General features: G+C 68.0%; 12 protein-coding genes. 7 read left to right on the top strand and 5 right to left on the bottom strand.

The window, feature by feature from the left end:
- Nucleotides 1-9: 9 nt before the first annotated feature.
- The gene (locus ACWAT3_RS02295; RefSeq protein WP_460795549.1) at nt 10-1,131 is read left to right on the top strand and encodes an alkaline phosphatase family protein; all 1,122 of its coding nucleotides are present in this window, start codon (nt 10-12) and stop codon (nt 1,129-1,131) included.
- A gap of 3 nt (nt 1,132-1,134) precedes the next feature.
- Here ACWAT3_RS02295 and sepH read toward each other — a convergent pair whose 3' ends face one another.
- Nucleotides 1,135-2,169: a septation protein SepH gene (gene sepH, locus ACWAT3_RS02290; protein WP_460795547.1), complete on the bottom strand. Its 1,035-nt coding sequence runs from the start codon at nt 2,167-2,169 to the stop codon at nt 1,135-1,137.
- Between the two features lie 198 nt (nt 2,170-2,367).
- Between sepH and ACWAT3_RS02285 the strand changes: the two genes are divergently transcribed.
- On the top strand, nt 2,368-2,661 hold the full coding sequence (locus tag ACWAT3_RS02285; protein ID WP_460795868.1) for a DUF4193 domain-containing protein: 294 nt from the start codon (nt 2,368-2,370) through the stop codon (nt 2,659-2,661).
- A gap of 63 nt (nt 2,662-2,724) precedes the next feature.
- Here ACWAT3_RS02285 and ACWAT3_RS02280 read toward each other — a convergent pair whose 3' ends face one another.
- Nucleotides 2,725-3,189 carry a DUF3093 domain-containing protein gene (locus ACWAT3_RS02280; protein WP_460795546.1) on the bottom strand — a complete coding sequence of 155 codons (465 nt, stop codon included), beginning with the start codon at nt 3,187-3,189 and terminating at the stop codon, nt 2,725-2,727.
- A 24-nt stretch (nt 3,190-3,213) separates the two neighbouring features.
- Between ACWAT3_RS02280 and dut the strand changes: the two genes are divergently transcribed.
- The 5 genes from dut to dxs all read left to right on the top strand — a co-directional run bounded on the left by dut (nt 3,214) and on the right by dxs (nt 10,067).
- A complete protein-coding gene (gene dut, locus ACWAT3_RS02275; RefSeq protein WP_460795866.1) occupies nt 3,214-3,651 on the top strand; it encodes a dUTP diphosphatase in 438 nt (145 codons plus the stop codon).
- Nucleotides 3,648-4,235, top strand: coding sequence for a DUF3710 domain-containing protein (locus ACWAT3_RS02270; protein ID WP_460795544.1), 588 nt, complete (start codon nt 3,648-3,650; stop codon nt 4,233-4,235). The genes dut and ACWAT3_RS02270 overlap by 4 nt, the downstream gene beginning before the upstream one ends.
- Complete coding sequence (locus ACWAT3_RS02265) at nt 4,232-4,984, top strand: DUF3159 domain-containing protein (RefSeq protein ID WP_460795542.1); 753 nt, start codon at nt 4,232-4,234, stop codon at nt 4,982-4,984. Before ACWAT3_RS02270 ends, ACWAT3_RS02265 begins: the two co-directional genes overlap by 4 nt.
- 108 nt (nt 4,985-5,092) lie before the next feature.
- Nucleotides 5,093-7,969 (top strand): aconitate hydratase, encoded by a 2,877-nt coding sequence (locus ACWAT3_RS02260; protein WP_460795540.1) that lies wholly within the window; start codon nt 5,093-5,095, stop codon nt 7,967-7,969.
- Between the two features lie 157 nt (nt 7,970-8,126).
- On the top strand, nt 8,127-10,067 hold the full coding sequence (gene dxs / locus ACWAT3_RS02255; RefSeq protein WP_460795538.1) for a 1-deoxy-D-xylulose-5-phosphate synthase: 1,941 nt from the start codon (nt 8,127-8,129) through the stop codon (nt 10,065-10,067).
- A 13-nt stretch (nt 10,068-10,080) separates the two neighbouring features.
- Here the strand turns inward: dxs and ACWAT3_RS02250 are convergent, their stop codons facing one another.
- From ACWAT3_RS02250 to ACWAT3_RS02240, 3 genes are all read right to left on the bottom strand, one after another.
- Entirely contained in the window at nt 10,081-10,764 is a 684-nt protein-coding gene (locus tag ACWAT3_RS02250; RefSeq protein ID WP_460795536.1) for an SPFH domain-containing protein, read from the bottom strand.
- A gap of 154 nt (nt 10,765-10,918) precedes the next feature.
- The gene (locus tag ACWAT3_RS02245; protein ID WP_460795865.1) at nt 10,919-13,066 is read right to left on the bottom strand and encodes a 3-hydroxyacyl-CoA dehydrogenase NAD-binding domain-containing protein; all 2,148 of its coding nucleotides are present in this window, start codon (nt 13,064-13,066) and stop codon (nt 10,919-10,921) included.
- Nucleotides 13,067-13,074: 8 nt separating this feature from the next.
- Nucleotides 13,075-14,283, bottom strand: a complete 1,209-nt coding sequence (locus ACWAT3_RS02240; RefSeq protein ID WP_460795535.1) for a thiolase family protein — start codon at nt 14,281-14,283, stop codon at nt 13,075-13,077.
- Nucleotides 14,284-14,326: the final 43 nt, after the last annotated feature.

Genomic DNA, 14,326 nt, shown 5'->3' with positions numbered 1-14,326 from the left:
GGCTCGGATATGCCTCTCATGCTACCGTCCGAGTCCGCCGCAGCCCGGAGCATCGTCGGGGTGGCGGACGACCTGTTCGCCACCGTCCGCGGCTCGGGAGACACCCGCATCCGTTCCGGAGTGCTCGTCATCGTGGACGGTCTCGGCGCGATCGATCTGCGCGCCCACGCCGGGCACGCGCGTCACCTCGCCGGACGCATGGCGAAGCGGGACACGGCGACCTCGGTCTTCCCCTCGACGACCGCCGCCGCCCTGACGAGCATCCTGACCGGCGCCTGGCCAGGCGAGCACGGACTCGTCGGCTACCGCGTGCTGGATCGCGCACGCGACCGGCTGGTGAATCAGCTCTCCGAGTGGGAGTCCGCCGGAATCGATCCGCGCACGTGGCAGGCCGAGCGGACGATCTTCGAGCGAGCCGGCGATGCAGGTCATCCCGCGTACGCGCTCGGAGTCGCGGCCTATGCGCACAGCGGCTTCACGCATGCGACGCTGCGCGGCGCGGAGTTCGTGGCCGTGGCGTCGGCCGCCGAGCGCGTCGAGGCCGCCTACGCTCTCGCGGCGGCGCACGACGGCGCGATCGTGTACTGCTATCTCGCGGACGTCGACAAGGCCGGCCACAAGCACGGAGTCGACTCCTCGGAGTGGATCGCCGCGCTCGAGGGCGTGGATGCCGCTCTCGCGCACCCGGTGCCGGACGGCGTCGGCGTTGTCGTCACCGCCGATCACGGGATGATCGACGTCCCGTCCCATCGTCAGAGCGTGTTCGACGAGACGAGTCCTGGGATGGACCGGGTCCGTCATTTCGGCGGCGAGCCGCGCATGGTGCACCTGTACCTCGAAGCGGACGCCGACCACGACCGGGCCGCCGAGCTCTGGCGGTCGGGCACGGACGGTGTCGCGGACGTGGCGACGCGTGCTGAGGCGATCGCCTCCGGGCTGTTCGGCCCGCGGGTGACCGAGGCCGCGGCATCGCGCATCGGCGACCTCGTGCTGGCAGCTCGTGGCAACCGGGCGCTGTACGACGGAACAGCGGCTGATCAGCGCAGCCGGGGGATGATCGGCCAGCACGGCTCGCTCACGCCGGAGGAGCGGCAGGTCCCGTTGATCCGCCTGGGCGCGCTCGCGCGCTGACCGCTACTCGTCGGTGCGTGCGCCGAAGACGATCTCGTCCCACGACGGCATCGCGTTGCGCCGACGCTTGCGCGACGAGGAATCCGTGCCGTTCGCGTCGCTCTCGGGCTCGGAGGCGCGCTCGACGTCGTCGTGGACGCTCTCCGGAGTGTCGAACAGGGCGATGGGACTCGGCGGCGCGACATCCTCGTGCTCATCGATCACAAGCGGTGCGCTCTCGCGCTGACCTCGACGCCGACGCAGGGCCTCGAGCAGATCCGCGGTCTCCGGGCTGGTGTTCGACTCGTCCGGGGCGCGCTTGATCGCGGCATCCTGAGCGGCGGAGCGCTCCGGTGCTGCCGAATCGACGTGCTCGGGCTCGGACTCCGCCACCAGACGAGGACCGAATGCTCCGGAATCGAATCGCGTGTCGTCCTTGTAGGGCGATTGCTGACGCTCCCTCTCCACGGCGCGCAGCCGGGGGATGAGCCCGTCGGGCAGCGAGCCCTGGCGCGACAGCTGCGTGGCATCGCCGTTCAGCGGGGCCAGCGTGCTGCGGCGGGGGTCGAAGCTCCAGCGGGCGTCGTGATCGACGTCGTTCGCCGTGAACTCGAGCTTGATGATCCAGCCGGAGTCCTCCTTCCAGCTGGCCCAGCGCTCGGCCTCTGCGGCGACATCGGCGAGCTTCGCGCGGATCGCGGTTCCGAACGTCGGCTGCGCATCGGGCTCGACCTCGCTGCCGATCAGCACGGGGACGGCGAGCGCCTGGCCGACGATGTGCTCGCGCTCGGCGAGTACCGGGCCCTCGAAGCGCTCGACATCGGAGCGCTCGATGCCGAGCAGCTCTGCGACCTCGGCCGCCGACATCCCGGACCGGATGTGCGCCTGGATCTCGCGCGGACTCGCGGCGAGCTTCGGGGCCGCCGGCGCAGCCTGGGCGCCTGCGCGTCGGATCTCGGCGCGGAGAAGGTCGTCGATGGGCAGCGCGAAGCGCTGGCCGTTCTCGGTGGCGAGCACGAGGACACCGGCTTCGGTGCCCACGATCGTGACGTTTTCCATTCGAATGCCCCTCTGATGGGTGTCAGATCATCGTGTCACGCGGGCCCTTCGGAGGCCGGGAATAGCCTGGGCGTGCCGTGAGTTTGATCGGGTGCGATGATCGGCATTTGCGTAATCCGCTCCGGTCGTGCAAACTATGGCCGCCGATTACCCGACGGCGCCCCGCCCACTAGCACCATGAAAGTGGAGATCTACCGCATGGCAACCGACTACGACGCCCCTCGAAAGAGCGAAGACGACTCCGAGTCGATCGAAGCCCTCAAGGAGCGTGTGCCGGACAAGCTCTCCGGCTCGACCGGGGACGAAGACTCCGACAACCCGTCGAGCTTCGACCTCCCAGGGGCCGACCTGTCCGACCTCGAGCTCGACGTCGTCGTGCTGCCCGCGCAGCAGGACGAGTTCACCTGCATGAACTGCTTCCTCGTGAAGCATCGCTCGCAGCTCGACCACGAGGGTCCGGATGGACCCATCTGCAAGGAATGCGCGGCCTGACCGCAGCAGAACCGAACGCGCCCCGACCGATCAGGTCCGGGGCGCGTCGTCGTTCCTGGGCGCTCAGGCGCCGGCGTTCCTGATGGCCGCGGCCAGTCGGTCGGGCGTGCGCGTCGAGATCGTCCACTCGGAAACCGGGTCATCCGGGTCCGTGTTCGGGACGACGACGACGCCGTCGATGCCCCCGCGGATGAGGTGCCAGCCGGATGCCGCCAGTGCGGGCCCTCTGGCCGCGCGGGCCTCCTCGCCGACGAGTGCCACCGGCTCTCCGAGCCAGCGGACGTCGATGTGCGCGCGTCCGGCGCGCAGGACGCCGTCCTGGACGGCGACGACCGGCGCGGCGACGACGAGCAGTGCGATCACCGTCAGGCCGACGAGGACGCCGATCGCAAGTCCCAGCGCCGAGCTCACCGGCACGAGGGTGAGCGCGACCATGGGCGCGAGGACCGCAGCGGACACCAGCAGCCAGAGGCTCGGTGCGAGGCGCTCCCGATAGCGCGGGCGAGTAGCGGGGACCGTGTTCTGCATTAGCCTCTTGGGGTGAGCGATTCCATCGACCTTCCCATTATCGCCTCCGTGGTCCCGCACTACGCGCATCCAGGGGACGCGGGCGCCGATCTCGTCGCCGCCGAGGCCGTGCATCTCGAACCGGGGGAGCGTGCTCTCGTCGCGACCGGTGTGCGCCTTGCGCTGCCGGAGGGATACGCGGCGTTCGTCGTCCCGCGCAGCGGTCTCGCCGCCAAGCACGGCATCTCGATCGTGAACGCGCCGGGCACCGTCGATGCGGGGTACCGCGGCGAGATCAAGGTGAGCCTGATAAACACGGACACCCGCAGCGCGTACGATGTGGCGATCGGCGATCGCATCGCCCAGCTGATCATCATGCCCGTCACCCGGGCCGTGTTCCTCCCCGTCGACGAACTCCCAGAGAGCGCACGGGGCGAAGGCGGATTCGGTTCGACGGGATACCAGGCAGGAAAGAACTCATGACCGACAACAACGCCAGCGGATCGAAGTCGGCGCCCGTGGACCGTGCCGTCGACGGCCCGTTCGACGAGTCCGAAGTGAATCCGGTCCGCCCGTACATCGACCTCGGCGGAATCAAGATCCTCCCTCGGGACGGACTCAATCTTCGCCTCGAGGTCGAGGAGCAGACCAAGCGCATCGTCGCTGTCGGCCTCGACTACGCGGAATCGTCGCTTCAGGTCCAGCCCTTCGCCGCGCCCCGGTCGGGCGGCCTGTGGGACGAGACCCGGGTGCAGCTCAAGGATCAGGTGCGCTCGCAGGGCGGTCGTGTGGAGGAGCGCGAAGGGCCTCTCGGCAAGGAACTGCTCGCGGAGGTCCCCGCGACGGCAGCCGAAGGATCGGGCCTGCGGCTCGCGCGCTTCGTCGGCGTCGACGGGCCGCGGTGGTTCCTGCGCGGCGTGATCGGCGGAGCGGCGGCGTCCGATCTGGACGCGGCGGCGAAGATCGAGGATCTCTTCCGCTCGCTCGTCGTGGTCCGCGGCGGATCGCCGATGCCGCCGCGCGATCTGATCCCGCTCAAGATGCCCGCGTCCCCCGGCTCGGCGTGAGCGAGAACCTCTCGCGTCCGGATGACGAGCGCGATCAGGATGCTGAACCCCGGGTCTCTGAGGTGCTCGGCGCCGCACTGGGCGGCGCTGCGCGCAAGGCCGGTCTGGATCCGGACGCTCGGTCAGGCACGCACCGGGTCGTGTGGTCCGCGATCGGCGGATGGCGCGGCATCTTGGAATCCGTCCTGCCGAGCCTCGCGTTCGTCATCATCTTCACCATCCGCCCAGAGCCGCTTGTGCTCTCGCTCGGTGTCTCGGTCGGTCTGGCCGCTGTCTTCACGGTCATCCGGCTGATCCAGAAGTCGCCGCCCTCGGCCGCGATCGGCGGCCTCGTCGCGGCGGGAGCCGCGGCGGCGCTGGCGTTGTTCACCGGCCGGGGGGAGGACAACTTCGTCCCCGGATTCCTCACGAACACGCTGTACGGCAGCGCGCTGCTGATCTCCGCGCTCGTCGGCTGGTCGTTGATCGGACTCGCCGCCGGATTCCTCATGGGCGAGGGGACCGCATGGCGACAGGATCGCCGCAAGAAGCGCGCGTTCTTCTGGCTCGGCATCGCCTGGGCCGCCCTCTTCTTCGCGCGTCTCGCCGTGCAGCTGCCGCTGTACTTCGCGGGCGACGTCACCGCGCTGGGGACGTTGAAGCTCATCATGGGTCTGCCGCTGTTCGCTCCGATGATCGCTGTGACCTGGCTCGTCGTCCGTGCGCTCTACCCGCGTGACTTGCCGAAGGAAGACGCCGCCGACTCGTGATAGATTTATCTTGACATCAAGATAAATTGAAGGCTTTCGCACACGGCTTCGGCGGAGCAGACTGGTTAGGTCCGCCTTGCTGGCAGTGCGGGCTCGCTGGCGAGCAAGATGGAGTCGCCAGTTGCCTCCATCCGAGTAGAAGGAGACGTATTCGTGTCCACGGTGAACAGCTTCGGTGCCCAGAGCACCCTGACGGTCGGCAGCACCGACTACGAGATCTTCCGTGTGGACACCGTTCCCGGTTACGAGAAGCTCCCGTTCAGCCTCAAGGTCCTCCTGGAGAACCTGCTTCGCACCGAGGATGGCGCGAACGTCACCAAGGCGCAGATCGAGGCGCTCGGTTCGTGGGATGCCTCGGCCGAGCCGAACACGGAGATCCAGTTCACGCCGGCGCGCGTGGTCATGCAGGACTTCACCGGTGTGCCGTGCATCGTCGACCTCGCCACCATGCGCGAGGCTGTGACGGCACTCGGCGGCGACGCCAGCCGGATCAACCCGCTCTCGCCCGCTGAGATGGTCATCGACCACTCGGTCATCGCCGATCTCTTCGGCAGCGACAACGCCCTCGAGCGCAACGTCGAGATCGAGTACGAGCGCAACGGCGAGCGCTACCAGTTCCTGCGCTGGGGCCAGACCGCCTTCCAGGACTTCAAGGTCGTCCCGCCGGGGACCGGCATCGTCCACCAGGTCAACATCGAGCACCTCGCCAAGGTCATCTACGACCGCGACGTCAACGGCGTCCTGCGCGCGTACCCGGACACCTGCGTCGGCACCGACTCGCACACCACCATGGTCAACGGCCTCGGGGTTCTGGGTTGGGGCGTCGGCGGTATCGAGGCCGAGGCCGCTATGCTCGGCCAGCCGGTCTCGATGCTCATCCCGCGCGTCGTCGGCTTCAAGCTCACGGGTGAGATCCCCGCCGGCGTCACCGCCACCGACGTGGTGCTCACGATCACCGACATGCTGCGCAAGCACGGTGTGGTCGGCAAGTTCGTCGAGTTCTACGGTGCCGGAGTCGCATCGGTGCCGCTCGCCAACCGCGCCACCATCGGAAACATGTCGCCGGAGTTCGGTTCGACCGCCGCGATCTTCCCGATCGACGACGTCACGACCGACTACCTGCGCCTGACCGGTCGCGACGAGCAGACGGTCGCGCTCGTCGAGGCGTATGCGAAGGAGCAGCGCCTCTGGCACGATGCGGACAACGAGCCCGTGTTCAGCGAGTACATGGAGCTCGACCTCGGCACGGTCGTCCCCTCGATCGCCGGCCCGAAGCGCCCGCAGGACCGCATTCTGCTCTCGGAGGCCAAGGGCCAGTTCGAGCAGGACATCCTGAACTACGCCACCGCCTCGACGACCGAGGACGTCGTCGACCTGGAGTCGAAGCACTCGTTCCCGGCATCCGACCCTGGATCCGTCCCCGGCGAAGAGGACACCCACACCCGGCCGGTGCACATCTCCAGCGGTGTGAAGGGCGCATCCAAGCCGGTGCCGGTCACGACGCCGAACGGGGAGAAGTACATCCTCGACAACGGCGCCGTCACGCTCGCGGCGATCACGTCGTGCACCAACACCTCGAACCCCTCCGTGATGATCGCGGCCGGGCTCGTGGCGCGCAAGGCGCTCGAGAAGGGCCTCAAGCAGAAGCCCTGGGTCAAGACGACGCTCGGCCCCGGCTCCAAGGTCGTCACCGACTACTACGAGAAGTCCGGTCTCGACAAGGATCTCGAGGGTCTCGGCTTCTACACGGTCGGCTACGGCTGCACGATCTGCATCGGAAACTCCGGCCCCCTGATCGAAGAGGTCTCGGCCGCGATCAACGACAACGACCTGGCCGTCACCGCGGTGCTGTCCGGCAACCGCAACTTCGAGGGTCGCATCAGCCCCGATGTGAAGATGAACTACCTGGCTTCGCCCCCGCTGGTCATCGCGTACGCGCTCGCCGGATCCATGCACTTCGACTTCGAGAACGACGCGCTCGGACAGGGCGCCGACGGTCAGGACGTCTTCCTCAAGGACATCTGGCCCACGCCGGACGAGGTCCAGGAGATCGTGGACTCGTCGATCTCGCGCGAGCAGTTCATCAAGCAGTACGCCACCGTCTTCGACGGCGACGAGCGCTGGACGAGCCTGCCCACGCCGACCGGTCCCGTTTTCGAGTGGGACGAGGACTCGACCTACGTCCGCAAGGCGCCGTACTTCGACGGCATGACCATGGAGCTGACTCCGGTCGCCGACATCTCCGGCGCCCGCGTGCTGGCGACCCTCGGCGACTCGGTCACGACCGACCACATCAGCCCGGCCGGGAACATCAAGGCCGGCACGCCGGCCGCTCAGTACCTCACCGAGCACGGCGTCGCTCAGAAGGACTTCAACTCCTACGGTTCCCGCCGAGGCAACCACGAGGTGATGATCCGCGGCACCTTCGCGAACATCCGCCTGAAGAACCAGCTCGTCAGGGCGGTCAACGACGGCGCTGAGGTCGAGGGCGGCTACACCCGCGACTTCACGCAGCCCGGCGCTCCGCAGTCGTTCATCTACGACGCCAGCCAGAACTACCAGGAGCAGGGAACACCGCTGGTGATCTTCGGCGGCAAGGAGTACGGCTCAGGGTCGTCGCGCGACTGGGCCGCCAAGGGCACGAGCCTGCTGGGCGTCAAGGCCGTCATCACCGAGAGCTTCGAGCGCATCCACCGCTCGAACCTCATCGGCATGGGCGTCGTGCCGCTGCAGTTCCCGGCAGGCGAGAGCTGGGAGTCCCTCGGACTCGACGGCACCGAGGTCGTCTCGATCTCGGGTCTCGAAGAGCTCAACAACGGTGTCACACCGAAGACGGTCCGCGTCACGGCCACCCCGAGCGCGCAGTCGCCCGAGGGCAAGCAGGCAGTCGAATTCGACGCGGTCGTCCGCATCGACACCCCCGGTGAAGCGGACTACTACCGCAACGGCGGAATCCTGCAGTACGTGCTGCGCTCGCTGGTCTGATCCCGCGTTCGCTGAGGGCCCGGATGCTTCGGCATCCGGGCCCTCAGCGATGACGCGGGTGGGTGCATGCAGCATCCGACTGCGGGTTTCCCGGAAGTGCACACGGGGGATTCCCGGAGCCCGGCGGTAAGATCGATGAAGACTTCAGGAGGTGCGGATGCCCATTCTTCCCGGCATCACGGGGCCGCGGGATCTCGACGGACTCAGCTCGAAGCAGCTGGGACAGCTCGCCGACGAGATCCGGTCGTTCCTGATCGAGAACGTGTCCCGCACCGGCGGGCATCTGGGGCCGAACCTCGGCGTCGTTGAGCTCACGCTCGCGCTGCACCGGGTGTTCCAGTCACCGGCGGACCCGATCATCTTCGACACCGGTCATCAGTCCTACGTGCACAAGCTGCTCACCGGCCGTCAGGACTTCTCGCAGCTGCGGCTGCGCGGGGGACTGGCCGGATATCCGCAGCGCTCCGAGAGCACGCACGACGTCGTGGAATCGTCGCACGCCTCGAGCTCACTGAGCTGGGCGGACGGGGTGTCTCGGGCTCTGACCGCCACAGGTCGCTCCGACCGGCACGTGGTGGCCGTGGTCGGCGACGGCGCACTCACGGGCGGGATGACCTGGGAGGCGCTCAACAACATCACGGACGACAACGATCGGAATCTGGTCATCGTCGTCAACGACAACGGACGTTCCTACGCGCCGACGATCGGCGGGATGTCACGGTATCTGAACCGCGTGCGCACGGCGGCCGCGTACAAGGATCTGCACCGCAGATCCGACCGGCTGTTCCGGTCGTTCGGCGCGTTCGGCCGGGCGATGTTCCGCGGCGTCCGCGGCGGTACGCACGGGTTCCTGTCCCGCTTCACGAACAACGCAGCGCTGTACTCCAACCTCGACATCAAGTACCTCGGGCCGGTGGACGGGCACGACCTGAACGCGCTGATCGAGACGCTCGAACTCGCGAAGTCGTACGGCGCACCGGTGATCGTCCACGCGATCACCGAGAAGGGACGCGGCTATCAGCCCGCGCGCGATGACGTCGCCGATCAGTTCCATGCCGTGAACCGCATCGATCCGTCGACCGGTGAGCCGCTCTCGAGCAGCGGCACCGGCTGGACCGACGTGTTCTCCGAGTCGCTCGTACAGGCGGGGGAGCGCGACCCGAAGGTCATCGCGATGACCGCGGCGATGCTGCGCCCGACCGGGCTCGCCCCTTTCGCCGAGCGGTTCCCCGAGCGCGTCTACGACGTCGGCATCGCCGAGCAGCACGCGGTCACGGCCGCCGCAGGCCTCGCCTACGGCGGCCTGCACCCCGTCGTCGCGCTGTATGCGACCTTCATCAACCGGGCGTTCGATCAGGTGCTCATGGATGTCGGCCTGCACAAGGCCGGCGTCACGTTCGTGCTCGATCGAGCCGGTGTGACGGGACCCGACGGGCCGAGCCACCACGGTATGTGGGATCTGGCCATGCTCCAGATCGTGCCGCACATCCGCATCGCCGCCCCCCGCGACGGGGCGAGACTGCGCGAGGCACTGGATGAGGCCGTACTCGTGGATGACGCACCGACCGTGATCCGGTTCCCCAAGGGCGAGGTCGCCCCCGACCTTCCTGCTCTGGAACGTCTGCAGGACGGCGTGGACGTGCTGGCGCGCGGTGAGTCGGAGGACGTGCTGCTGGTCGGAATCGGCCCGTTCGCCGCGCTGGCGGTGGATGTCGCGACGCGCCTGCGTGCGCAGGGGATCGGCGCGACCGTGATCGACCCGCGGTGGGCGATTCCGGTTCAGCCGTCGGTCATCGACCTCGCACGCCGCCATCGGCTCGTCATCACGCTCGAGGACGGCATCCGGGTGGGAGGAATCGGGACGCGGGTGCGTCAGGTGCTCCGCGAAGCGGGGATCGACACCGCGGTCGACGAGCTCGGCCTCCCCGACGAGTTCATCGATCATGCCTCACGCGACCAAATCCTCGCCGATGCGGGCCTGACCGCTCCCAAGATCGCGCAGGACGTCGTCTCGCAGGTGCTCGGCATCCGCATCCCGGTGGCGCGCAACGCCGGCGAGACCGGCGCGATCGACCTGCCGCTGCACGAGAAGCGCTGACCCCGCCGCGCGTTCAGTTCAGAGCGTGCAGCGCCGCGACAGCGGCCTCGGCATCCCGATCCCCGGCGCGCAGCGCCTGCGACAGCAGGTAGCCGTCCGTCAGGGCGTCGCCGGTGATCATGACGCGCACGACCTCGACGCCGCAGTCGCGGAGAGCCGTCTGGGCGCAGGCCGAGAGCACCTGAGCGCCGAGATCGGCGTTCTCCGGCAGGACGTCGCCCGGCAGACCCCGGATCACGTCGCGCATCGCCGAGCCGACGATGTTGGCCGTGCGTTCGGTGACATTCACGACGTCGAGCTCGAACACGCGCAGCTCGCGTCCTGTCGCCACGGGGCGCCATTCGAACGAGGCGTGCACCAGATGCTGGTGGCCGGAGGCGCCGGTGAGCTGACGGGCAGGCAGATCCGTGGCGCGGCAGCGGACGTCGATCAGCTTGTACCAGTAGAACATCGGGAACGCGCCGTGCGTGCCTGGCGGGAGGACCACGACTTCGCCCGGTGCACCGGGAACGCCCTTGGGCTTTCGGACGATGGGTTTGCCGTTCCGCGTGCGGATCGCGGCCCACCCCTCGTCGATCGTCACGAGGAAGAGTTTCAGCAGGGCCGGAACCACAAGCAGCACGGTCAGGATGGCCGTGCCCGTCTTCAGAAGGCTGCTCATGCCGGGAACGCTGAAGAACGAGAGGAACGTGTCCATGGGTCCACTTTCACGGATGCGCGAGTGCGCGGAGGCCGATCAGGGCCCGTGGACCGAGAAGTTCACCGAGCCTTCGCCGGCTGTTCGCGGATCCGCCGCCTGGGACGCCGAAGGCGGGGCGGTCACGAGGACCGTCCCGCCTTCGACGCTGAGATCAACGGTGTGCGATGCCGCGAATCGGCGGCGTGTGGAACGCGCCGCCGAAGACCCGCTCCGACGCGCCTTCACGGTCGAGATACGGCGATGCGCCGCCATCGATGAACGGCCAGCCCGCGCCGAGGATGAGGCACAGGTCGATGTCTTCGACTTCGGGCACGACGCTCTCGTCGAGCATGAGGCGGATCTCCTGCGCGAGACCGTCCTGCACCCGGGTGAGGATCGTGGCGGCGTCGGCGGGGGTCGTCCCGACGGCGCCCTTGATCGCCTTCTCTGCCGCCTTCGTCCAGCCGGTCACGCGACCGCCCTTGTCCTTCTCCACGACCTGATCGAGCTCGGCGAGAGCGTGGAAGTTCTCGTTCGCGTAGAAACGGTCGGGGAAGGCGTGCACCATGGTGTCCTGGACGTGAGCTGCGACCTTCCAGCCGACCAGATCGATGAGCTGGAACGGCCCCATAGGCAGTCCGAGCGGCGCGAACGCCTTCTCGACGTCCTGCACCGGTGTGCCCTCGTACACGGCTCTGGCCGCCTCGCCCATGACCTTGGCGAGGAGCCGGTTCACGACGAATCCCGGCGCGTCCGCGGTGAGCACCGCGTTCTTGCCGAGGGCCTTCGCGACCACGAACGCCGTCGACAGCGTCTGCTCGTTCGTCACCGGCGTCTTGACGACCTCGATCAGCGGCATGACCGCGACCGGGTTGAAGAAGTGGAAGCCGACGAGTCGCTCGGGATGCGCGAGGTTCGCGCCGATCTCCTCCACCGACAGCGATGATGTGTTCGTCGCGAGGATCGCGTCCTCGGCGACGATCTTCTCGATCTCGGCGAACACCTGCTGCTTGACGCCGACCTCTTCGAAGACGGCTTCGATCACGAAGTCGGCATCCGCGTACTCCGACTTGTCCACCGTGCCGTGGACGAGCGCGCGCAGCTTGTTCGCGGTGTCGGCGTCGAGACGGCCCTTCGCCTCGAGCGTGTCGATCTCTCCGTGGATGTAGGCCACGCCCTTGTCGACTCTGGCCTGGTCGATGTCGGTGATGAGCACCGGCACCTGCAGCTTGCGCACGAACAGGAGCGCGAACTGGCTCGCCATGAGACCGGCGCCGATGATGCCGACCTTGGTCACCTTCTTCGCGAGCGCCTTGTCCGGTGCTCCGACCGGGCGCTTGGCCCGCTTCTGCACCAGATCGAAGGCGTACATGGATGCCGCGAACTGGTCACCCGTGACGAGCTCGGCCAGGGCTTCGTCCTCACGGGCGAATCCCTCGGCCTTGGTGCCTCCGCGTGCCTTGTCGAGCAGGTCGAGCGCGGCATAGGGCGACCGCGGAACGGTGCCGATCTTCGACTCCAGCATTCCGCGGGCCATCTTGATCGCGATCGGCCACTTCGTGAGTCGCTCCAGCTTGCCGGGCTCGTTCTTCCGCTCGACCTTGACCGTACCGGTGAGAACAGCATCCGCCCAGGCGAGCGAGCTCTCCAGGTAGGTCGCCGCCGGGAAGATCGCGTCGAAGATGCCGTACTCGAACGCCTGCTGCGGCTTCAGCATCCGGTTCTGCTTGAGCGGGTTCGAGATGACCACTTCGAGCGCGTTCTCGATGCCGATGAGGTTCGGCAGCAGATAGGCGCCGCCCCAGCCGGGGATGATGCCGAGGAACACCTCGGGCAGCGCAACCGCGGCGGCGGAAGCATCCACCGTGCGGTACGTGCTGTTCAGCGCGATCTCGAGGCCACCGCCGAGCGCGAGGCCGTTCACGAAGGCGAAGGACGGCACGCCGAGCTCGCCGAGCGAGCCGAGGACCTTGTGCCCGAGTTGCGCGATCAGGCGCGCGTTGTCCTTCGACCCGACCTTGCTGATGTCGGAGAGATCGGCGCCGGCGGCCATGATGTACTGCTTGCCGGTGATGCCGACCGCTTGGATCTCTCCGGCCGCTGCCCGGCTCTTCAGCTGTGCGAGCGTCTCGCCGAGCTGGGTGAGCGTGGCCGGTCCCAGAGTGTTCGGGCGCGTGTGATCCCGCCCGTTGTCGAGCGTGATGAGGGCCAGCGTCCTGCCCGAGGCGAGCCGGACGTCGCGCACAGGGGAGTGCGTGACGACTTCGCCGTCGGTGAGCGCCAGGATCGGGGAGAAGTCGACGTCGTCGTAGTTCGTCATGCCTTCGCTCACTTCCGCTTCTTCTTGCCGTCGTAGTAAGGGTTCTCCCAGATCACGGAGCCGCCCTGGCCAAGACCGACGCACATCGCCGTGAGGCCGTAACGGACATCAGGCCGCTCGGCGAACTGAGCCGCGAGCTGGATCATCAGGCGGACACCGGATGCCGCGAGCGGGTGGCCGACCGCGATCGCGCCGCCCCACTGGTTGACACGGGGATCGTCATCGGCGATGCCGAAGTGATCGAGCAGCGAGATCACCTGGATGGCGAACGCCTCGTTCAGTTCGAACAGGCCGATGTCCGAGATGGTGAGCCCGGCCTTCTTGAGCGCCTTCTCGGTGGACGGGATCGGTCCGATGCCCATGATCTCGGGCTGCACCCCCGCGAACGCGAACGAGACCAGCTTCATCTTCGGACGCAGACCGAACTCCTTCACGGCGCCACCGCCGGCCAGCAGCGACATCGTGGCCCCGTCGGTCAGAGGAGAGGACGTGCCGGCGGTCACGCGTCCGTGTGGACGGAACGGGGTCTTCAGGCTCGCGAGGTCCTCCATCGTGGTCTGGGGGCGACGGCCCTCGTCCTCGGTGGCCAGGCCCCAGGCGCCATCCGCTCCCTTGATCGCGACGGATACGAGGTCGGGCTGGATCCTGCCGGCGTCATAGGCGGCCTGCACCTTGTGCTGGCTCAGCATCCCGTAGCGGTCGGAGCGCTCCTTGGTCAGGTGCGGGAAGCGGTCGAAGATGCGCTCGGCCGTGACGCCCATGTTGAGTGCGCCGGGGTCGACCATCTTCTCCGCGACGAACCGAGGGTTCGGATCGGCGTTGCCGCCGATCGGGTGGTGCCCCATGTGCTCGACGCCGCCGGCGAGGGCGAAGTCGTACATGCCGACGCCGATGGATGCCGCCATCGTGGTCACGCTCGTCATGGCGCCCGCGCACATGCGCTCGACGGCGAGACCGGGGACGGTCTGCGGCAACCCGGCGAGGATCGCAACAGAGCGTCCGAGCGTGAGGCCCTGGTCGCCGGTCTGGGATGTCGCGGCGATCGCCACGTCATCGATGCGATCCGCCGGGACGGAGCCGTTGCGCTCCATCAGACCGATCGTCGCCTTGACGGCGAGGTCGTCTGCGCGGGTGTTCCAGTACATGCCTTTTTCGCCGGCGCGCCCGAACGGGGTGCGCACTCCATCGACGAAGAAGACGTCCGAGATCTCGGCCACTCTGCCTCCTGGGTTGGGTATGACCTCAGCCTAGGAGTGGGGG

The organism is Microbacterium sp. GXF0217 (genome assembly GCF_054798195.1).
Note: the sequence above shows the minus strand (reverse complement) of the source record. Positions and strands in the feature narration are given on the sequence as shown.